Raw genomic sequence first — 20630 nt, 5'->3', positions numbered from 1 at the left:
AGGGTACGTGCCCGGCCAGGTCAACCGCCCGCGCGTTTTGGGCGTCTCACCCCACAGCCCGCAACACCGCACCGCAGGCCGCATCGTTACCATGCCGGTGGACGAATCTCGGACACCGGCCAGGGGATGCGGTGTCGCGTGTCGCCACTCCCGCGGAACTCCCGCGGCGGCCGTGCGGCGACGGCGTCGGGCGAAGGGTTCCAACAGCGTCACACGAAGACCGTCGGGCGGACCGCGCCGGGCGGACGGCATCAGCATCGAACGATCGAGAACGGCGAGGGCGAAGCGAGTGAGTGAGCCGGACCGGCACTCGGGCCTGGGAGCGCACCGACAGCCTGGACGGGCCGAGCGCCCCTCCGACGGGCGCCATCCGGCCCGCCGGGCCCGCCGAGCGGGCCTGCGCCTGGCCGCCGCCTGCGCGGCCGCCCTGACCCTCTGCACGGCCGCCCCGGCCGGCGCGCTGCCCACCGGCGGCAACGTCCGCCCGGCCGCCGACGCCACCGTCACGGCCGAGTACCCGGTGGTGATGACCATCGACACCCTGAGCCCCCAGGTGGCCACCCCGAACGGCACGGTGACGATCACCGGGCACGTCACCAACGCGGGCAAGTCGGTGATCAGGGGCGCCCACGCGGCCGTCCGCAAGCCGGCCTCCAACAAGCCGCTGGACCGGCGCAGCGACCTGGCCGGCGTGGCCGGCCGCTCCACGCCGAGCGACCGGGACGGCATCGAGCTGGACAGCCCCCAGTACGCCCTGCCGGAGCTGAACCCGGGGCAGAGCCAGTCGTACACCCTGAGCGTCGCGGTGAACGAGCTCGGCTTCACCTCGAACGGCGCGTACGAGCTCGCCGTGGACGCCTGGGGCAGCACCGGCGACAACGGGCGCGACCGCGCCCTGGGCATCGCCCGGACCTTCCTGCCGTACAACCCGGGCAACGACGGGGCCCAGCCGACGAAGGTCGCCACCGTCTGGCCGCTGGTGCACGCGCCGGTGATGGCCGCCCAGACCACCGCCGCCGATGACCAGACCATCTCGGTGCTGCGCGACGACAGCCTCGCCACCGAGTTCGCCCCGGGCGGCCGGCTGTACGAGCTGGTCGACACCGGTGCCAAGCTCAACGGGCTGACCTGGGTGATCGACCCGGACCTGCTGGACACCGCGCTCGCGATGACCAAGCCGTACAAGGTGCAGAAGCCGGGCACCGAGGCGTCCGGCAAGTCGGCCAAGGACGACAACACCGTCCCGGGCACCGGCAACGCCGCCGCCACCGCCTGGCTGGACAAGCTGCGGGCCGCCGTCGCCAAGCAGGGCGACCAGGTGGTCGCGCTGCCGTACGCCGACCCGGACCTCGCCTCGATCGCCCACAACGGCTCCGACCTCGCGGGGATGACCACCGCGCTGAGCAAGGCGGCCACCGCCGGCCGGCTGACCGTCGAGGGCCGGCTCTCCGTGGACACCCGCTCCGACGTCGCCTGGCCGTACCGGGGCCACCTCGACCAGCAGATCGCCGCCCTCGCCCAGCAGGCGGGCAGCAGCCTGGTGCTGGTCAACGGCGAGAGCATGCCGGAGCCGGACTCGCTCAACTACACCCCGACCGCGGTCCGCCAGATCGGCACCGGGCAGAACGCCGTGGTGGCCGACCCGACGGTCTCCGCGCTCTTCGACCGGGACCTGAGCGGCCGGCAGGCGCAGACCGACACGACCCAGCGCTTCCTCGCCGAGACCTTCGCGATCACCCACGAGCAGCCGCAGAACCAGCGCGGACTGCTGATCATGCCGCCGCGCGACCTGAGCGCCGACGCCGCCAAGACGCTGGCGAACGCCCTCCAGACGGCGGACGGCAAGTGGATCTCCTCGGTCAAGCTGGACGCGGTGGCCCAGTCCGCGCCCGACCCGAAGGCCAACACCGGCGTCCCGGCGCCCACCGACTACCCGACGCAGGCCCGTTCCTCGGAGCTGCCGGCGGACGACCTGAGCGGCACCGACGGGATCCAGGACGACCTGGACACCCTGATGCGGGTGCTCACCCTGCCCCAGCGGGTGCGCGGCCCGTTCAGCGCCGCGATGGTCCGCTCGCTGTCCACCGAGTGGCGCGGCGATCCGGCGGCCGGCAGCACCTACCGGGCCGGTGTCAGGGGGTACCTGAACGAGCTGACCAACGCCGTCCAGGTGCCGCACAAGAACGTGGTCACCCTGGCCGGCAACACCGGCGTGCTCCAGGTCAGCGTCCGCAACGACCTGACCCAGCCGGTCACCAACCTGAAGCTGGTGCTCACCTCCGCCCAGCCGAACCGGCTGCGGGTGGGCAAGGAGGAGGAGCTGGTCCTCCCCGCCTCGCAGAGCGTGACCCTGCGCTTCAACGCCGAGGCGCACAACAACGGGCGGGTCGCGATGACCGCCCAGCTGTGGACCACCGGCCCCGACTCCAGGCCGTACGGCGAGCCCCAGCGGTTCCAGGTGAACGTCACCTCGGTGACCAACGGCGTGCTGTACGTCTTCGCCGGCGCGGGCGTCCTGCTGCTGCTGGCCGCGCTGCGCTTCGTGCGCCAGCGCAGGCGGCGCGGCGGGCAGCCGCACGAGGACGGCGACCAGCCGATCGGGGACGCCCCGGCGGCGGGCGGCGGCGCGGCGGCGGAGCCCGCTCCGGCGGACCGGGAGCAGCCCCCGGCGGCGGATTCCCCGGAGGATCCCACCGGGGTCCGGGCACCGGACGGGACCGGCGGGACGGATGACACCGCTGGTGGCGGTCGCGCGCAGACACCGCGCGGCAGCAGCCCGGATGGCCGGGATCGGGCCGCCAGTGATGAGAAGGTTGGTCCTTGATACCGCCGACCCCCCGCACCCCCGGGCCGGCCTCCCCCCACGACAGCGAAGAGGTGACATGACCGGGCGCAGCGAGGAGCGGCCGCCGGGCCGCGGTGAGAGCCGGCCGGGCGCCGAGTCGCCGTCCGGCGACTGGTACGTGGCCGACACCTACGCCCAGGACCCGTACGCGGCGGACGCGTACGGGCACCCGCGGGACGGCCAGGACCCGTACGGGCTGCGGGCCGACCGGCCCGCCGCGCCGCAGCCGCCGGCCGCCGCGTACGACGTGCCGCCGCAGCTGCCGCCGCAGGTCGGCGGCTACCCGACGCCGGTGCCTCCGGGCCCGTACCAGGCCCCGGAGCACTTCTCGCCGCCGGTGCCGCCGTCGCAGCCCGGTTGGGACACCCCGGCGCAGGCCGCCTGGCCGCAGGACCCGGTCCCGGCCGGCGGCCACTGGGGCGGCGCCGAGCAGCCCCTGCCGCAGTGGCACCCCGGCCCGGCACACGCCGCCTGGGACTCCGAGACCACCGAGTACGTCGGGGTGGACGCCCTGTTCGGCGGCCGCCCGGCGCAGGCCGCGACGCCGCCGCCCGTCCCCCAGCCGATGGCCCCGCAGCCCGGCCAGCCGATGCCCCCGCCGGCCGACCCGGCACCGTACCCGCCGATGGCCGGCCACCCCGGGCACCCGCAGCACGCCGGCGCCCCGGCCGGGCAGCAGCACTTCGTGCCGCCGATCGAGTTCGACCCGCCGCTGTCCGAGGCGGAGGCCACCATGCAGGTGGCCTCCGTCGCGGTGCCCCCGGCGGGCCGGCATTCGGGGGACGCCGCCGAGGAGTGGTCGGGCGAGCAGGCGCCCGCCCCCGAGCCCGCCAAGCCGGCCGGCGGGGGCGGCAAGGTCGCCAGCGTGCTGAACTCCAGCGCGCTGATGGCGGCCGGCACGCTGGTCTCCCGCGGCACCGGCTTCGTCCGGACCATGGTGATCGCCACGGCCATCGGCGTCGCCGTCATGGGTGACTCCTACAACGCGGCGAACACCCTCCCGACCCTGCTGTACATCCTGATCGGCGGCGGCGCGCTGAACGCGGTCTTCGTGCCGCAACTGGTGCGCAGCATGAAGAACGACGAGGACGGCGGCACCGCCTACGCCAGCCGGCTGCTCACCCTGGTGATCGTCGGGCTCGGCGGCGTGGTCTTCCTGGCGGTGCTCGGGGCACCGGTCCTGGTGCAGCTGATCGCCCATCCGATGATGGCCACCCCGGAGCTCGCCGACACCACGGTGGCGATGGCCCGCTACTGCCTGCCGACGATCTTCTTCATGGGCATCCACGTGGTGATGGGCCAGATCCTCAACGCCCGCGGCCGGTTCGGCGCGATGATGTGGACCCCGGTCCTCAACAACATCGTGGTGATCTTCACCTTCTCCGCGTACATCTGGGTCTACGGCGGGTTCGGCACCACCCACGTCGCCCCCGACACCATCTCCCCCGAGGGCGTGCGGCTGCTCGGCCTCGGCACCCTGGTCGGCCTCGCGGTCCAGTCGCTGTCGATGATCCCGTACCTGCGGGCCGCGGGCTTCCACTACCGGCCGCGCTTCGACTGGCGCGGCGCCGGCCTGGGCAAGGCGGCCCGGCTGGCCAAGTGGACGTTCTTCTTCGTGCTCGCCAACCAGGCCGGCTACCTGGTGATCACCCAGCTGTCCACCAAGGCGGGCGCCGCCGCGGCGGCGGCCGGGCACGGCGGCGTCGGCCTGGCCGCGTTCTCCAACGCCCTGCTGATCTGGCAGCTCCCGCAGGCCGTGATCACCGTCTCGATCATGAGCGCGGTGCTCCCCCGGCTCTCCCGGGCCGCGGCCGACGACGACGCCGGTGCCGTGCGGGACGACATCTCCTACGGCCTGCGCAGCACGGCGGTGGCGGTCGTCCCGGCGGCGTTCCTGTTCCTGGCGCTCGGCCCGGCGATCGGCCGCTCGATCTACGCGGTCGGCGGCAACGAGAGGGTCCTGGACGACGCCACCAACATCGGTCTGATGCTCTCCGCCTTCGCGCTGGGCCTGATCCCGTACTCCGCCCAGTACGTGATGCTGCGCGGCTTCTACGCCTACGAGGACACCCGGACCCCGTTCTCCAACACCGTCTGGGTCGCGGGCTGCCAGGCCGGCTTCGCGGTGCTGTGCTGGCTGGTGCTGCCCGCCGAGTGGACGGTGATCGGCATCGCCTTCGGCTACGGCCTGGGCTACGCCGTCGGAGTGATCGTCGCGATGCCGAAGCTGAAGAAGCGGATCGGCGGGCTGGACACCAAGCGGATCGGCCGGACGTACAGCCGGCTGACCGCCGCCTGCGTCCCGGCCGCCCTGGTCGGCCTCGGCGCCAGCCTGGGGATCCAGCAGGTGATCGGCGGCTGGCCGGGCAGCGTGGCGTCCGTGGTGGTGGCCGGCGGCCTCCAGCTGGTGGTCTTCGCGCTCGTCGCCAAGCGCCTGCGGATCGAGGAGCTGAACGCCACGCTGAGCATGCTCCGCGGCCGGCTGGGCCGCTGACCGTCCGGCCACCGGCCGGACGAGCGGGCGCCCTGACCGGGCGTCAACCGGAGCACGACGCTCGTCCGGCCGAGCGCCGGGTCACCGGTTCGTTCGGGTCCGCCGGGGCGCCGGATGGCGACCGGGTGTCGGATCTGCACCACATCTCTCCACCCCCGTGCAACCGAGCGGACGCCTCAGCGGTCGTACCCGGTGGAGAAGAGTGGGCACAATTGTCCTGGAGCACAGGGCGGCCAACCCTCGGGCTCCAGCGACTCTCTCAGGCCGGGGCGACACAAGGGGAGGCAGGACCACGGTGGCTGATGGCACCAAGGCGGTCGTCGAGACGTCAGCAGCTGGCGCGGCGGCGGACGAGGCCGCGCTGGCCGCGGCGATCGACGAGCTCGCGGGCTCGGAGGACGCCGGCGAGAACGCCTCCGCGGACGCCCGCGAGGGCGCTGCCGCCGCTGCCGCCGTCCCCGGGCGCACCACCGCGGACACCGACGCGGACGGGGCACCCGAGCGGACACCGGACGACCGGGCGGACGACCGCCCGGAGTCCGCCGCCGGCGAGGAGACCTCGGAGATGACCGCGCCGCTCTCGGTCCAGGAGATCCGCGCCGAACTGGCCGCCGGCTCCCCCCGGAAGAAGCCCGCCCCGGAGCCCGCCCGCCCCGCGCGCCGCCCCACCGACCCGCAGCCCACGGTCGACCCGCGCGACACCGCCACCCTGCCGCGCACCCTCCCCGCGCCGCAGCGCCGCAGCGGCGACATGATCGGCCACCGGTACCGGCTGGAGGAGTGCATCTCCCAGACCGAGACCTTCAGCAGCTGGCGCGCCGTCGACGAGAAGCTCCGCCGGGCCGTCGGCGTCCACCTGATGGCCTCCGGCCACCAGCGGGCCCGCAAGGTGCTGGCCGCGGCCAAGTCCGCCGCCCTGCTCGGCGACCCGCGCTTCGTCCAGGTGCTGGACGCCGTCCACGAGGGCGAGCTGGTCTACGTCGTGCGGGAGTGGCTGCCGCACTCCTCCGACCTGGCCCGGCTGATCGCGAGCGGCCCGATGGAGCCGCACGAGGCGTACCAGATGGTCCGCCAGGTCGCCGACGCCGTCGCGGCCGCCCACCGGCGCGGCCAGGCCCATCTGCGGCTCACCCCGCGCTGCGTGCTGCGCACCGACAGCGGCCAGTACCGGATCAACGGCATCGCGGTGGACGCCGCCCTGCGCGGGCTGCCCGCCGAGGACGCCGAGGACGCCCAGCGGGCCGACACCCGCGCGATCGGCGCACTGCTGTTCGCCGCGCTCACCCACCGCTGGCCGTACCCGGAGGACCGCTACGACCTCCAGGGCCTGCCCAAGGGCCTCCAGAACGTCGCCCCGGACCAGGTCCGCGCCGGGGTGCACAAGGGCCTGTCCGAGCTCGCCGCGCGCGCCCTGTTCGACCAGCCGCCGCACCACGCGAAGCCGATCACCACGCCGGAGGAGCTGGTCCGGGCGATCGCGCAGCTGCCCCGGATCCGCCAGCCCGAACCGGAGCTGCCCGCCTTCCCGGCCCCGCCCCGGCACAACACCCACGCGCTGCCCACCGCGCCCAACCCGACCCGGGTGGCCGACACCACGGTCAGCCCGCTGCCGGCCTCCTCCCGCCCGACCTCCCCCCGGCGCTTCCGGCGGCGGCTGCGCCAGGTGGTCAAGGCCACCGCCTGGACGGTCGCGCTGGGCGCGATCGGCGTCGCCTCCTGGCAGTTCGTCGACACGCTGCGCCACACCGGACCGGCCGCCGCCTCCCCGCTCCCCTCGACCAGCAGCGCCGCGCCGAGCCCGCAGGCCAGCACCCACAACCCGGTGCCGCTCACCATCAAGGGCGCCCAGTCCTACACCCCGCCGGGCGACGGCACCGAGGGGAGCGACAACCCCGCGAAGGCGGTCGACGGCGACCCGAACACCGTCTGGAACACCCAGTGGTACGCCGACCAGTTCGGTCCCAAGGCGCCCGCCCTCAAGTCGGGCACCGGGCTGCTGGTCGACCTCGGCTCGCCGCAGGCGGTCTCCTCGGTGAGCGTCCAGTTCGCCGGCGAGCACACCGCGGAGCTGCGGGTGCCCTCCGCGGGCATCGCCGCCAACCCGGCGGGCGCCAAGCTGGACGCCTTCACCGTCGTCGGCAAGAAGAGCGGGGCCAACGTCGAGTACGCCCTCGACTCCCCGGTCACCACGCGCTACCTCCTGCTCTGGCTGACCGCGCTGCCCAAGGACGGCAACGGCCACTTCATGGGCCAGGTCGCCGAGGTCAAGGTCTCCGGCTGACCGGGCCGGCGGACCGGCGCGACGGCGAGGGAGTCGAGGGGGGTGGACGGTGGCGGACGATGACGCGGCGCTGCTCGCCCGGCACGTCGCCGGCGACCCGGAGGCCTTCGGCCTGCTGGTGAACCGCCACCGCGACCGGCTCTGGGCGGTCGCGGTGCGCACCCTGGGCGACCGCGAGGAGGCCGCCGACGCCCTCCAGGACGCCCTGGTCTCCGCCTTCCGCTCCGCCGCCGCCTTCCAGGGCCGCTCGGCGGTCACCACCTGGCTGCACCGGATCGTGGTCAACGCCTGCCTGGACCGCGCCCGGCGCGGCGCCACCCGACGCACCACCCCGCTCGACGAGGACCCGCGACGGCTGGACGCCCTGGTCGGCACCGCCGAACCGGCCGACTCCCCCGTGGTCCGGGCCGAGCTGCACCGCGAACTGGCCGCGGCGCTCGCCGAGCTGCCCGCCGAGCAGCGGGCCGCACTGGTGCTGGTCGACATGCAGGGCTACCCGGTCGCCGAGGCCGCCGAGCTGCTGGGCGTCCCGGTGGGCACCGTGAAGAGCCGCTGCGCGCGCGGCCGGGCCCGGCTCCTCCCGCTGGTCCGGCACCTGCGCGACCACGATGTTCCACGTGAAACACCGCACCCGCGGGAGGCGCGGAACGCCCCCGGCTCGGCCCCGCCGCCGCGCCGGGACGCCCCGGGGAACCCGAAGGGGCCGGGCACCGTCCCAGGGACGGGCCCGAGCACCGGCCGGACGGTTCCGGAAGGAGACGCGAGCACCCTATGAACGCCCACCCCTCCTCCCCCGACCCCGCCGACGACCACCCCGGGGTCGAGCGGCTCGCCGACCTCGCCGAGGGGCTGGTCGACTCCCCGGACGAACTCGCGGCGCTGCGCCGGCACCTGGACGGCTGCGCCGGGTGCCGGGAGACCGTCGACGCACTGGCCGAGGTCCAGGCGCTGCTCGGCGACGTCGACGCCCCGCCGATGCCGGCCGACGTCGCCGCCCGGCTGGACGCGGCGCTGGCCGAGGCCGCCGCCGAAGCCGCCGGACGGTCGCAGGAGCGCCTCACGGCCGACCGCCCGGGCGAGGCGTCGCCCCGATCGGTCCCCGCCGCCATACCCTCCTCCCTGCCGCCCGCCACGCCGTCCTCCTCCGCCCGTAGCGCCCACCGGCCCGATCACCGGCCCGCCGGAAGGCCCGGCTCGGCCACCGGCCCCGGCCGCTCCCGGCGCCGGCGGTTCGCCCTGCTGCTGGGCTCGGCCGCCGCCCTCGCCGCCCTGGCGCTCGGCGGTGCCCTGCTGTCGCACCCCGACACCCCCTCCGGCGTCTCCACCGCCGTCGCCGGCAACGCCCCGACCGCCGCGGACGCGGGCGCCAACCGCACCCCGCACGCGGTCGGCGCCGGCACCACCTACCGCGAGGACGAACTGGCCGTCCAGATCCAGCAGTTGCTGGCCCGCACGGAGACCGCCCCCGGGCCGCACGCCACCGGACCGGTGAAGTCCGAGGGCGCCCCGCCCGCCGAGGGCATCCGACCCGAACCCGCCGCCCCCTCCCCCTCCGACGCCCCTTCCGACACCCCCGCCGGCGCGGCCTGCCCGGCCCCCGCCGCCGGGCCCCCGCTGGCCACCGACCGGGGCAGCTACCAAGGCGCCCCGGTCGACGTCCTGGTCTACCCGCTGCCCGGGCGCCCCGGTTACGTGGACGTCTACCTGCGCACCCCCGACTGCGGCCCGGTCGCCCTGCACCAGGCCGTTCCCAGCCACTGACCGGCGGTTCCCATGCGATCCACGCCCGCGGCGGCACGCCGCTTCCGGACTCCGGGCGCCTGGTACTGATCCGCCTGGGAATGCGAGACACTGGTCAGTCGTTGTCCCGGGCGGCGGAGCAGGACCGCCCTCCCCGCAGCAAACGCGGGTCGCGATGCGAACCAGGAGAAGCAGTGAGCGACGTCCGTAACGTGATCATCATCGGTTCCGGCCCGGCCGGGTACACGGCCGCTCTCTACACGGCCCGTGCCTCCCTCAAGCCGCTGGTCTTCGAGGGGGCCGTCACCGCCGGTGGGGCGCTGATGAACACCACCGAGGTCGAGAACTTCCCGGGCTTCCGGGACGGCATCATGGGCCCCGAGCTGATGGACAACATGCGGGCCCAGGCCGAGCGCTTCGGCGCCGAGCTGATCCCCGACGACATCGTCGCGGTCGACCTCACCGGTGACATCAAGACCGTCACCGACTCCGAGGGCAACGTCCACAAGGCCCGCGCCGTGATCGTCACCACCGGCTCCCAGCACCGCAAGCTCGGCCTGCCGAACGAGGACAAGCTCTCCGGCCGCGGCGTCTCCTGGTGCGCCACCTGCGACGGCTTCTTCTTCCGCGACCAGGACATCGCGGTGGTCGGCGGCGGCGACACCGCCCTGGAGGAGGCGACCTTCCTCTCCCGCTTCGCCAAGAGCGTCACGATCATCCACCGCCGGGACACCCTGCGCGCCTCCAAGGCGATGCAGGAGCGCGCCTTCGCCGACGAGAAGATCCGCTTCGAGTGGGACAGCGCGGTCGAGGCCATCCACGGCGACCCGAAGCTGAGCGGCGTCACCCTGCGCGACACCACCACCGGCGAGACCCGCGAGCTGGCCGTCACCGGCCTGTTCATCGCGATCGGCCACGACCCGCGTACCGAGCTCTTCAAGGGCCAGCTGGACCTGGACGCCGAGGGCTACCTCAAGGTCGAGGCCCCCTCCACCCGGACCAACATCCCGGGCGTCTTCGGCGCCGGCGACGTCGTGGACCACACCTACCGCCAGGCCATCACCGCCTCCGGCACCGGCTGCTCCGCCGCCCTGGACGCCGAGCGCTACCTGGCCGCGCTGGACGACCTGGAGGCCAAGGCCGCCGCCGTGGCGGTCTGAGTCCCCTCCCCCGATCCACCACGCGGGGGTGTTCCACGTGAAACACCCCCGCTCCCGCCGGGCAGAAACAGAACGGGCCCACCCGTTGTTCTCCTGGCAGCAGCCCCCTCCGTCCGAACCCGAGGAGTTCCCGTGGCCGGCGCCACCACCACAGTCACCGACGCGACGTTCGAGAACGACGTCCTGAAGAGCGACAAGCCCGTCCTGGTCGACTTCTGGGCCACCTGGTGCGGCCCGTGCCGCCAGGTCGCCCCGGTCCTGGAGGACATCGCGGCCGAGCACGGCGAGAAGCTGACCATCGCCAAGCTCGACGTGGACGCCAACCAGGCGACCGCCGCCAAGTACGGCGTCATCTCGATCCCGACCCTGATCGTCTACAAGGACGGCGAGCCGGTGAAGTCCATCACCGGTGCCCGTCCGAAGGCCGCGCTGCTGCGCGAGCTGGCCGAGTTCATCTAGGCATCACGGTCGTCGACCGCACGGTGGCGGGGCTCCTCTCGGCGAGGAGCCCCGCCACCGTCGTTTCCGGCGCGGGCGGTCAGGCACGCCCTAGAACGGCCGCAGCGCGGGCTCCTTCCGCCCGCCGCCGAGCAGCCGCTCCAGCGCCCCCTCGACGTCCTCCCGCCAGGAGAGCGTGGTCCGCGCCTCCAGCCGCAGGCGCGGATAACGCCCGTGCGGGCGGACGGTCTTGAAGCCGACGGCGAGCAGGTGGTCGGCCGGCAGCACGCAGCTGACCGGCACCCGTCCGACCGAACCGAAGGCCTCGACGGCCCGTACCCCGCGCCCGATCAGGTCCTTGGCCACGGTCTGCACCAGCACCCGGCCGAGCCCCTGGCGCTGGTAGCCCGGCAGCACCCGGCTGACCATCAGCTGAACGGCGTCCGGTGAGACCGGACTGGTCGGGAAGGACTGCGAGCGGGGGACGTAGGCCGGCGGCGCGTAGAGCACGAACCCGGCGGGCCGGTCGTCCACGTAGACGATCCGGCCGCAGGACCCCCACTCCAGCAGCACCGTGGAGATCCACCCCTCCTTCTCCAGCTCCGGCTTGCCCGACTCCACCGCCTGCTTCGCGCTGACCGGGTCCAGCTCCCAGAACACGCAGGAGCGGCAGCCGGTCGGCAGGTCCCCGAGGTTGTCCAGCGTCAGCGGAGCGATCCGGCGTCCCATGGCCGCACCTCCTCCTCCCTCTCACGGTCGAGCATTCCCCCGCGAACGCCGATGGGTGCATGTTTCACGTGAAACCGCGCTCACGTGGAACATGCACCCATCGGGTCGTCGCCCTCGGCCGACCGGCTCAGCCCTGCGACAGCCGCAGACCGTCCTCGCCGGGGGCCATGCTGTCCAGGATCCGGTTCAGGTCCTCCACCGAGCCGAACTCCAGCACCACCTTGCCCTTGCCCAGCTTGCCGCCGCGCTGCGACACCTCGACCTTCACCCGGGTGTCGAAGCGGTCGGACAGCCGGCTCGCCAGGTCGTTGAAGGCCGGGGAGTTCAGCTTGCCCGCCTTCGGCGTCTGGCGCTTGGGCTTCTCGGGCTCGGCGACCATCATCCGGACGATCTCCTCGGTGGTCCGCACCGAGAGGCCCTCCGCGTTGATCCGCTTGGCCAGCTCCTCCTGGCGCTCCCCGTCCGGCAGCCCCAGCAGCGCCCGGGCGTGCCCGGCCGTCAGCACCCCGGAGGCGACCCGGCTCTGGACCGACGGCGGCAGCTTCAGCAGCCGCAGCGTGTTGGAGACGTGCGCCCGCGAGCGGACGACCCGGTCGGCCAGCTCCTCATGGGTGCAGGAGAAGTCCCGCAACAGCTGGTCGTAGGCGGCCGCCTCCTCCAGCGGGTTCAGCTCGGCCCGGTGCAGGTTCTCCAGGAGGGCGTCCAGCAGCAGCTTGTCGTCCTCGGTGGCCCGGACGATCGCCGGGATCCGCTCCAGACCGGCCTCCCGGGAGGCCCGCCAGCGGCGCTCGCCCATGATCAACTCGTAGCGCTCGGCCTCGACCTGGCGCACCACGATCGGCTGGAGCAGGCCCACCTCCTTGATGGAGGCGACCAGCTCGGCCAGCTTGTCGTCGTCGAAGACCTCGCGCGGCTGGCGCGGGTTCGGGGTGATCGAGTCCATCCGCAGCTCGGCGAACCGCGCCCCGGCGACCTCGGCCGCCTGCTCGACCGGCTGCTGTGCCGAGGCCTTCTCCCGTCGGCCCATCAATCCGGCCCGGGCGGCCACCGTCCCCCTGCCGGACGGCAGCACCGGCACCGCGGTCGGCGAGACCGCCCCCGTCCCGGCGGACTCCCGCACCACCGGGGCCGGTGCGGGCGCGGCCGGTGCGGGCTGTCCCACCGCCCCGCCGACCGCCGGCGGAGCCGACGGGAGCAGCGCCCCGAGCCCCTTCCCCAGACCAACCCTGCGAGCACTCACTGATGACCCTCCGTCGTACCGTGCTGTGCCACCGGGGCGCCGTGCCCCTGCTGGCCGTGCCGCTGCTGCCCCACCAGCGTGCCCACCACCGCACGCTGCGCGAGCTCGCGGGCGGCCTCCAGGTAGGACAGCGCCCCGGTCGAGCCCGGGTCGTAGGTGAGCACCGTCTGCCCGTAGCTGGGCGCCTCCGAGATGCGCACCGAGCGCGGGATCGCCGTGCTCAGCACCTCGCGCTGGAAGTGGGTCCGGACCTCCTCGGCGACCTGGGCGGCCAGCCGGGTCCGGGCGTCGTACATGGTGAGCAGGATGGTCGACACGTGCAGGGCCGGGTTGAGGTGGGCGCGCACCAGCTCGACGTTGCGCAGCAGCTGGCCGAGTCCCTCCAGCGCGTAGTACTCGCACTGGATCGGGATCAGCACCTCCTGACCGGCCACCAGGGCGTTGACCGTCAGCAGGCCCAGCGAGGGCGGACAGTCGATCAGGATGTAGTCCAGCGGCTGCTCGTAGGCCGCGATGGCGCGCTGGAGCCGGCTCTCCCGGGCGACCAGGGAGACCAGCTCGATCTCGGCACCCGCCAGGTCGATGGTGGCGGGGACGCAGAACAGCCCCTCGACGTCGTGCACCGGCTGCACCACGTCGGCGAGCGGCTTGCCCTCCACCAGGACGTCGTAGATGGACGGGACTTCCGCGTGGTGGTCGATGCCGAGCGCGGTGGAGGCGTTGCCCTGCGGGTCGAGGTCGACGACCAGGACGCGCAGGCCGTGCATGGCGAGCGAGGCGGCCATGTTCACGGTGGTGGTGGTCTTGCCCACCCCACCCTTCTGGTTGGCGACCACGATCACCCGGGTGGTGGCGGGCCGGGGCAGTCCTTCGCCCGCTCGGCCGATCGCCCGGACCGCGGCCTGCGCAGCCCGTGCGATGGGGGTGTCATCGATCTGGTCGACGGTCTCCGAGTCCTGCATGGGAGTCAGTGTTTCACGTGAAACCGGAGCGGCAACAGTCGCCGCCCGGTCACGGCGGAGGATGCCCGAGAGCAAGGAGCGACGTTTCACGTGAAACACCATGCCCGCTATGCCGGAAATCTGACGTTGCGACACTCCGGTGTCCCGCCCGTCACCTGAACGACGACGGGCGGACGCTCCTCCCTTCCAGGAGGCCCGTCCGCCCGTGGTCACCACGTGTGGGGCAGCATCCGGCTCAGCGGCCGCGGCGCCGCCCGCCCCGGGCGCGCTCGCCGCCGCGGGCGCTCGCGTTGCGGCCCGCCCGGGCCGCCTTGGCACGCCGGGTCGCCGCCTTCACCCCGCCGGGGCTCTCCCCCGCCTTCACCTGGACCACCCGGGTCGAGGTCTCCAGGGTGCCCTCACCGACCCCGATGACGCTCCACTCGACCGCGCCCAGCTTGGCCAGCCCGGCCCGCGAGTCGGCCAGTTCCTGCTCGGCGCTGTCGCCCTTGAGCGCCAGCATCTGCCCGTGCGGGCGCAGCAGCGGCATGCCCCAGCCGGCCAGCCGCTCCAGCGGCGCCACCGCCCGGGCGGTCACCACGTCCACCGCGAGCTTGCCGACCATCTCCTCGGCCCGGCCGCGCAGCACCGTGACGTTCTCCAGCCGCAGCTCCCGGACGACCTCCTCCAGGAAGGTGGTCCGGCGCAGCAGCGGCTCCAGCAGCGTCACCGAGACGTCCGGACGGGCCAGCGCCACCGGGATGCCCGGCAGGCCGGCCCCGGAGCCGACGTCGCACAGGGTGATCCCGGACGGCAGCAGCTCGGCCAGCACCGCGCAGTTCAGCACGTGGCGGTCCCAGAGCCGGGGCACCTCGCGCGGCCCGATCAGTCCGCGCTGCACCCCCGCGGTGGCCAGCAGCTCGGTGTAGCGGACCGCGGCGTCGAACCGGTCCCCGAAGACCTCCCGGGCGGCGGCGGGCGGCTCGCCCGGCTCGCCCACCTCGATGGCCCGCCCCTCCGCGGCCGGGTCCACGTCCGCCCCCGCCCGGCCGGCAGCCGCGTTATCCGTGTCCATCTCGACCTCTCCGATCCCCGGATCCACCGACCCGCTCAACGCACTGTTTCACGTGAAACATCCCAGGAGGGACGACGACCCCGCCCGCACGAGGCGGACGGGGTCGCGTCCGTGAAGCCATCCGGCCGCCGCGGCGACCGGTCATCGGCCTACCGGATTCAGGCCGGCAGCACGACCACGCACCGCTGGGGCTCTTCGCCCTCGGACTCACTGCGCAGGCCCGCCGCGGCGACCGCGTCGTGGACGACCTTGCGCTCGAAGGGCGTCATCGGCCGCAGCTTGACCTGCTCGCCGGTGCTCTTGGCCTGCTCCGCGGCCTTGGCACCGAGCGCCGCCAGTTCCTCGCGCTTGCGGGCCCGGAAGCCGGCAATGTCCAGCATGAGGCGGCTGCGCTCGCCGGTCTCCCGGTGGACAGCCAACCGGGTCAGCTCCTGGAGGGCCTCCAGCACCTCGCCGTCCTGGCCGACCAGGCGCTGGAGCGCGCGGTCGTTGCCGTCACTGACAATGGACACCAGGGCGCGGTCGCCCTCGACGTCCATGTCGATGTCACCGTCGAGGTCCGCGATGTCGAGCAGACCCTCCAGGTAGTCCGCCGCGATGTCGCCCTCCTGCTCCAGGCGGGAGATGAGGCTCTCGTCGGCGCTGGCGGCGGCCTCGGCCTCGACGGCGGAGGTGGTGCCTTCCGTCACTGATGGACTCCTTCGGAGATGGGCCCGTCTGGCGGGCCGGGAACGAAGCTCTTCGCGGCTGTCACAACGGGCCGGGGGGCGGTCAGGACTTCTTCTTCGGCCGCTGGCCGCCACCGCGCTTCGGCTGCTGCCGGGTGCCCTGCTTGGTGCCGGCGGGCTTGGCCGCGCCCTGCTTGGCGGCCTCGGGCTTGCCCCCGGACTCCGCCGGGGCGGACTCGGCCGGTTCCTCGGCCGCCGTCTCCTTGCCCAGGTCGACCGCCGACTGCCCGGCACCGCTCTGCTGGCGCTGCGACTTGGTCTGCCGGCGGGGCTGCTGGCGGCGCACCTGCACCGACTCCTCGACCACCGCGGCGGCGCTGGCCGCCTCGCTGACGGCCGCCTTGGACGGGGGCAGCATGCCCCAGAGCGCGCCCTTGATCTCCGTGCCGTCCGGACGCAGTCGGCCGGCCTTCTTCAGCCGCGCCTGGCGCTCCTCGAAGGCCTTGCTGCCCGGGGTCGGGTTGTTGTGGATGACGACCAGCTGCTGGCCCATCGACCAGACGTTGGTGGTCAGCCAGTAGACCAGGACACCGACCGGGAAGTTGATGCCCATCACCGCGAACATGATCGGGAAGACGTACATCAGCATCTTCTGCTGCTGCATGAACGGCGTCTTCACCGTGAGGTCGACGTTCTTGGTCATCAGCTGGCGCTGGGTGACGAACTGCGACAGCGACATCAGGATGATCATCACCGCGGTGACGATCTTGACGCTGGTCTCACCGCTGCCGACGAAGGTCGCGGAGAGCGGGGCGCCGAAGATGTGCGCCTTGCCGGCGCTCACCAGCAGGTCGCCGTGGATGACGCCGATGTCGTGGCCCTTGGCGACATTGGCGAGCACACCGTAGAGAGCGGTGAAGAACGGCGCCTGCACGATGATGGGGAGGCAGCTGGAGAACGGGTTGGTGCCCGCCTCCTTGTACAGCTTCATCATCTCTTCGGACTGGCGCTGCCGGTCGTTCTTGTAGCGCTCCTGGATGGCCTTCATCTTCGGCTGGATCGCCTGCATGGCCCGGGTCGCCTTGATCTGCTTCACGAAGAGCGGGATCAGGCAGATCCGGATGACGACCACCATCGAGGCGATGGCCAGGCCCCAGGCCCAACCGCCGTCCGGGTTGAAGATGTTGCTGTACAGCGAGTGGAACTGGACGATGATCCAGGACACCGCGGTGTACAGGGGACTCAGAAAACCGAAGGTCACCGGTCAGGCTCCTTGGACAGGTGGATCGGCCGCTCGCGGCCAATGGTCGCCGGGCCCTCTGGGTCCGGACCGGCGGGGGTGACGGTCACCGACGTGTCGACGGCGGACCGGCTGCTCAGCCAGTCCCGCAACCGCCGGTGCCACACCGGATGCTTGCGCGGCGGGACGTGATCGACCCCGCCGGGCGTCCACGGATTGCAGCGCAGGATGCGCCACACGGTCAGTCCGCCGCCCTTGACCGCCCCGTGCACCTTCACGGCCTCGTAGCCGTAGTGCGAGCAGGAGGGGTAGTAACGGCAGACCGGACCGAGCAGTGGGCTGATCGTCCACTGGTAGACCCTGATCAGACCCATCAGCAGGTACTTCATCGCCCTGCTCCCGTCGGCGCCGTGGCGGCGGGCTCCGTCCTCAGCAACCGCTTCAGTGCCGCGTCCAGGTCACGTTCGAGGTCCTGGTACGAGGCGGTCGCGGCCTGGGGCAGCGCACGCACCACTATCAGGCTACCGGCGGGCAGCCTGATCAGACGATCACGAACGAGGTGACGCAACCTGCGTTTGACCAGGTTGCGGACGACCGCCGGGCCAACGGCCTTGCTCACGACGAAACCCGCACGCGCCGAAGGAGTCCCCTCGGCGACGTGCGGGCGGGAGTCGCTGGTCCGGTCGGTCTGCCCCTGCGGGTCACCGTCTCTGCTGAGATGGACGACCAGAAGGGGCCGGCCGGCCCGACGACCGCGTTTCACCGCGGTCGCGAAGTCCTGGCGCCGCCGCAGCCGATTCTCGGAGGGCAGCACAACAGACTCTGGCGCGGATCAGGCGGACAGGCTGGCGCGGCCCTTGCCACGGCGGGCGGCCAGGATGGCGCGGCCGGCGCGGGTACGCATACGCAGCCGGAAGCCGTGGGTCTTCGCGCGACGACGGTTGTTCGGCTGGAAGGTGCGCTTGCTCACTCGGGGGCTCCTGAGGTGAATCGTAGGATGACGGGGAGTCGCTTGGCCGTCACCGTGCGTCCGCGTGATCTCCCCTGAATTCGGAAATCCGGCCCATCGCCCCAGTTCGGCTGGGGTCTGAGGCAATCCACGGCGCCCGTGCTGCGCGCCTTATGGAGCGGGTGGACCCGCGGACATGCGGCAGCGGCCATCGACAACTCGACCTGGTTACGGTACGCGGGACGGGGCGCGAGGGTCAAACCAGCCGCCTGCGGTCCACCTTGCCCACAGCCTGTGGACAACGACTTGATCCGGCCCTGTTCGCTGACTACCGTTGCAGAACTTGTCTGGTTTGTTCTTGGAAAGCGTGCACCAGTGGCTGATGTCAACAGCGACCTCGTCCCGGTCTGGGCCAGGGTCGTCGAGCGGCTGGTCAGCGACCCCGATGTCGGGGAGATGGACAAACAGTGGGTGCAGCGCACCCAGCCGATGTGGATGATGCACGACACCGCCCTGCTGGCGACCCCGAACGAGCGGGCCAAGCAGGTGCTGGAGGGCCGGCTGCTGCCGCAGCTGACCGAGGCCCTCAGCCGTGAGCTCAGCCGCCCGGTCCGGATCGCCGTGATGGTCGACGCCAACGCGGTGCCCACCACCCCCGCCGCCCAGGCCCCCGCCGAGCCCTACCCGGGCCCGGCCGAGGAGGAGGCCCCCGACTACGGCGGCCAGGGGTACCAGCAGCCGTACGAGCACGGCCAGTCCTACGAGGGCGGCTCCTCCTACGAGCAGGACTACCAGCGCACCCGCTACGACGCCGGCGGCTACGAGCCGCGCCAGGGCGGGTACGGCTCCCCCGCCGCCGGCCGGGGCTGGCAGGGCTACCAGGAGCAGCCGCCCGCCTACCGCGAGCCGGAGGAGCCCGCGCCCCGTCCGGCGCCGCGCCCCGTTCCCGGCCCGCCCGCGACCACCCAGGGCGACCTCTTCGGCGGCGCCTACGGCCCCGGCCCGAACGAGCAGCCCCGCACCGGCGCCGGCCGCCGCGCGGGCGGCTCCCGCCCCTCCGGCGGCCGCCCGTCCGAGAAGGCCGCCCCGGAGCGCTCGACCGAGCGTCCCGGTGTCCCGGGCGTGCCCGCCCCGCCCGGCGCTCCCCCGGCCGGCGGCTCGCGCAAGGACGAGCCGGCCGCCCGGCTGAACCCCAAGTACCTCTTCGACACCTTCGTCATCGGCGCCAGCAACCGCTTCGCGCACGCGGCGGCGGTGGCGGTCGCCGAGGCCCCGGCCAAGGCGTACAACCCGCTCTTCATCTACGGCGAGTCCGGGCTGGGCAAGACCCACCTGCTGCACGCCATCGGGCACTACTCGCGCAGTCTCTTCCCGGGCACCCGGGTGCGCTACGTGTCCTCGGAGGAGTTCACCAACGAGTTCATCAACTCGATCCGGGACGGCAAGGCGGACACCTTCCGCCGCCGCTACCGGGACATGGACATCCTGCTCGTGGACGACGTCCAGTTCCTCGCGAGCAAGGAGTCCACGCAGGAGGAGTTCTTCCACACCTTCAACACCCTGCACAACGCGAACAAGCAGATCGTCCTCTCCTCGGACCGGCCGCCCAAGCTGCTGACCACCCTGGAGGACCGGCTGCGCAACCGCTTCGAGTGGGGGCTGATCACCGACGTCACCCCGCCGGAGCTGGAGACCCGGATCGCGATCCTGCGCAAGAAGGCGATCCAGGAGCAACTCAACGCTCCCGCCGACGTGTTGGAGTTCATCGCGTCCCGGATCACCCGCAACATCCGGGAGTTGGAGGGCGCCCTGATCCGGGTCACCGCCTTCGCCAACCTCAACCGGGCGCCGGTGGACCTGGAGTTGGCCGGGATCGTCCTCAAGGACCTGATCCCGGGCGGGGACGAGGACGCCGGCCCGGAGATCACCGCGCAGGTCATCATGCAGCAGACCGCCGCGTACTTCGGCCTGGGCGTGGACGACCTCTGCGGATCCTCGCGCAGCCGCGTGCTGGTGACGGCCCGCCAGATCGCGATGTACCTGTGCCGGGAGCTCACGGACCTCTCGCTGCCGAAGATCGGCGCGCAGTTCGGCGGCCGCGACCACACCACGGTGATGCACGCCGACCGCAAGATCCGCTCGCTGATGGCCGAGCGGCGCTCGATCTACAACCAGGTCACCGAACTCACCAACCGCATCAAGAGCTAGCCGCCGCCGGCGGTGCGGCCCCGAGGGCGTCAGGAGCGATCCTGACGCCCTTTTCGCGCGTCCACAGGTGTGCGTCGCGCGCCGGCTGGGCAGAGATGCCGTCGACGGACGCTCCGCCAGTCCACAGCCCGCGCCGAACAACTGACCGGTGATTCGAAACCCGGGGGCGCGCGAGGCCGTTGTCCACAGGCCGGGCCGGTTCTCCGCCGTCCACAGGGTGGGGGGCCCGGAGTTATCCAGAATTCGTCCACAGGCCCGTCGCCGCTACGCTCTTCCGCGCAGGTCAGGTGCCTGTGGACTTGTGCACAACGGTTATCCACAGGGTGTGGACAATTGACGGGCCCCCAGTGGGCCGTCCGGGTTATCCACCGGTTGTCCCCAGCCGACGGGCGGTTATCCCCAGGTTGTCCACAGCGGCGTCCACAGTTCGACAACCGTGCACTGGCGTTCATACCCTGGTGTGAAAGGCGTCACGAAAAGTTGACCGGCGCCCGTGGATAACCGGGCCCGGATCTGGGGACAGCCCTGGGGATAACCTGTGGATACCGAGCGTGGCCTGTGGGTAACGCTCGGCTGTCCACAGCGGGGCCTGCCCGTCCACAGCCCGCGTCCACAGTCTCTG

Annotated in this window: 17 protein-coding genes; 8 read left to right on the top strand and 9 right to left on the bottom strand. The window is 73.0% G+C overall.

What is annotated here, in order from left to right:
• Positions 1–289 precede the first annotated feature (289 nt).
• From ACZ55U_RS02170 to trxA, 7 genes are all read left to right on the top strand, one after another.
• Positions 290–2824, top strand: coding sequence for a DUF6049 family protein (locus ACZ55U_RS02170; RefSeq protein WP_465521450.1), 2535 nt, complete (start codon positions 290–292; stop codon positions 2822–2824).
• A gap of 58 nt (positions 2825–2882) precedes the next feature.
• Complete coding sequence (gene murJ, locus ACZ55U_RS02165; RefSeq protein WP_465521448.1) at positions 2883–5339, top strand: murein biosynthesis integral membrane protein MurJ; 2457 nt, start codon at positions 2883–2885, stop codon at positions 5337–5339.
• 295 nt (positions 5340–5634) lie between these two features.
• Positions 5635–7620 (top strand): protein kinase family protein, encoded by a 1986-nt coding sequence (locus ACZ55U_RS02160; protein ID WP_465521446.1) that lies wholly within the window; start codon positions 5635–5637, stop codon positions 7618–7620.
• Positions 7621–7669: 49 nt separating this feature from the next.
• Positions 7670–8395: an RNA polymerase sigma factor SigM gene (gene sigM / locus ACZ55U_RS02155; protein WP_465521444.1), complete on the top strand. Its 726-nt coding sequence runs from the start codon at positions 7670–7672 to the stop codon at positions 8393–8395.
• Complete coding sequence (locus ACZ55U_RS02150) at positions 8392–9381, top strand: zf-HC2 domain-containing protein (RefSeq protein WP_465521442.1); 990 nt, start codon at positions 8392–8394, stop codon at positions 9379–9381. The genes sigM and ACZ55U_RS02150 overlap by 4 nt, the downstream gene beginning before the upstream one ends.
• A gap of 173 nt (positions 9382–9554) precedes the next feature.
• Positions 9555–10520, top strand: a complete 966-nt coding sequence (gene trxB / locus ACZ55U_RS02145; protein WP_465521440.1) for a thioredoxin-disulfide reductase — start codon at positions 9555–9557, stop codon at positions 10518–10520.
• Positions 10521–10652: 132 nt separating this feature from the next.
• On the top strand, positions 10653–10979 hold the full coding sequence (gene trxA / locus ACZ55U_RS02140) for a thioredoxin (RefSeq protein ID WP_465521438.1): 327 nt from the start codon (positions 10653–10655) through the stop codon (positions 10977–10979).
• A gap of 90 nt (positions 10980–11069) precedes the next feature.
• On the opposite strand, the gene ACZ55U_RS02135 is transcribed toward trxA, so the two are convergent.
• From ACZ55U_RS02135 to rpmH, 9 genes are all read right to left on the bottom strand, one after another.
• A complete protein-coding gene (locus tag ACZ55U_RS02135) occupies positions 11070–11687 on the bottom strand; it encodes a GNAT family N-acetyltransferase (protein WP_465521436.1) in 618 nt (205 codons plus the stop codon).
• 127 nt (positions 11688–11814) lie between these two features.
• Entirely contained in the window at positions 11815–12927 is a 1113-nt protein-coding gene (locus ACZ55U_RS02130; RefSeq protein WP_465521434.1) for a ParB/RepB/Spo0J family partition protein, read from the bottom strand.
• On the bottom strand, positions 12924–13862 hold the full coding sequence (locus tag ACZ55U_RS02125) for a ParA family protein (RefSeq protein WP_465521764.1): 939 nt from the start codon (positions 13860–13862) through the stop codon (positions 12924–12926). Before ACZ55U_RS02125 ends, ACZ55U_RS02130 begins: the two co-directional genes overlap by 4 nt.
• A gap of 262 nt (positions 13863–14124) precedes the next feature.
• The gene (gene rsmG / locus ACZ55U_RS02120) at positions 14125–14943 is read right to left on the bottom strand and encodes a 16S rRNA (guanine(527)-N(7))-methyltransferase RsmG (protein ID WP_465521432.1); all 819 of its coding nucleotides are present in this window, start codon (positions 14941–14943) and stop codon (positions 14125–14127) included.
• Positions 14944–15101: 158 nt separating this feature from the next.
• A complete protein-coding gene (locus ACZ55U_RS02115) occupies positions 15102–15632 on the bottom strand; it encodes a Jag family protein (RefSeq protein ID WP_449782907.1) in 531 nt (176 codons plus the stop codon).
• 82 nt (positions 15633–15714) lie between these two features.
• The gene (yidC, locus tag ACZ55U_RS02110) at positions 15715–16872 is read right to left on the bottom strand and encodes a membrane protein insertase YidC (protein ID WP_465521430.1); all 1158 of its coding nucleotides are present in this window, start codon (positions 16870–16872) and stop codon (positions 15715–15717) included.
• Positions 16869–17240, bottom strand: coding sequence for a membrane protein insertion efficiency factor YidD (gene yidD, locus ACZ55U_RS02105; RefSeq protein ID WP_465521428.1), 372 nt, complete (start codon positions 17238–17240; stop codon positions 16869–16871). The genes yidC and yidD overlap by 4 nt, the downstream gene beginning before the upstream one ends.
• Complete coding sequence (gene rnpA, locus ACZ55U_RS02100; protein WP_465521426.1) at positions 17237–17665, bottom strand: ribonuclease P protein component; 429 nt, start codon at positions 17663–17665, stop codon at positions 17237–17239. The genes yidD and rnpA overlap by 4 nt, the downstream gene beginning before the upstream one ends.
• 18 nt (positions 17666–17683) lie before the next feature.
• On the bottom strand, positions 17684–17821 hold the full coding sequence (rpmH, locus tag ACZ55U_RS02095; RefSeq protein ID WP_030059672.1) for a 50S ribosomal protein L34: 138 nt from the start codon (positions 17819–17821) through the stop codon (positions 17684–17686).
• Positions 17822–18175: 354 nt separating this feature from the next.
• Between rpmH and dnaA the strand changes: the two genes are divergently transcribed.
• Positions 18176–20008 carry a chromosomal replication initiator protein DnaA gene (dnaA, locus tag ACZ55U_RS02090; protein ID WP_465521424.1) on the top strand — a complete coding sequence of 611 codons (1833 nt, stop codon included), beginning with the start codon at positions 18176–18178 and terminating at the stop codon, positions 20006–20008.
• The last annotated feature ends 622 nt before the right edge of the window (positions 20009–20630 follow it).

The sequence above is a fragment of the Kitasatospora sp. NPDC034533 genome, assembly GCF_055575155.1.
This window is presented reverse-complemented; position numbering and strand designations above follow the sequence as displayed.

What these genes read in the sequence shown, in the direction of transcription:
- rsmG (WP_465521432.1), bottom strand. Translation starts at nt 14,943, where the DNA reads ATGGACACGGATAACGCGGCTGCCGGCCGGGCGGGGGCGGACGTGGAC.
- yidD (WP_465521428.1), bottom strand. Translation starts at nt 17,240, where the DNA reads ATGAAGTACCTGCTGATGGGTCTGATCAGGGTCTACCAGTGGACGATC.
- ACZ55U_RS02135 (WP_465521436.1), bottom strand. Translation starts at nt 11,687, where the DNA reads ATGGGACGCCGGATCGCTCCGCTGACGCTGGACAACCTCGGGGACCTG.
- murJ (WP_465521448.1), top strand. Translation starts at nt 2,883, where the DNA reads ATGACCGGGCGCAGCGAGGAGCGGCCGCCGGGCCGCGGTGAGAGCCGG.
- ACZ55U_RS02150 (WP_465521442.1), top strand. Translation starts at nt 8,392, where the DNA reads ATGAACGCCCACCCCTCCTCCCCCGACCCCGCCGACGACCACCCCGGG.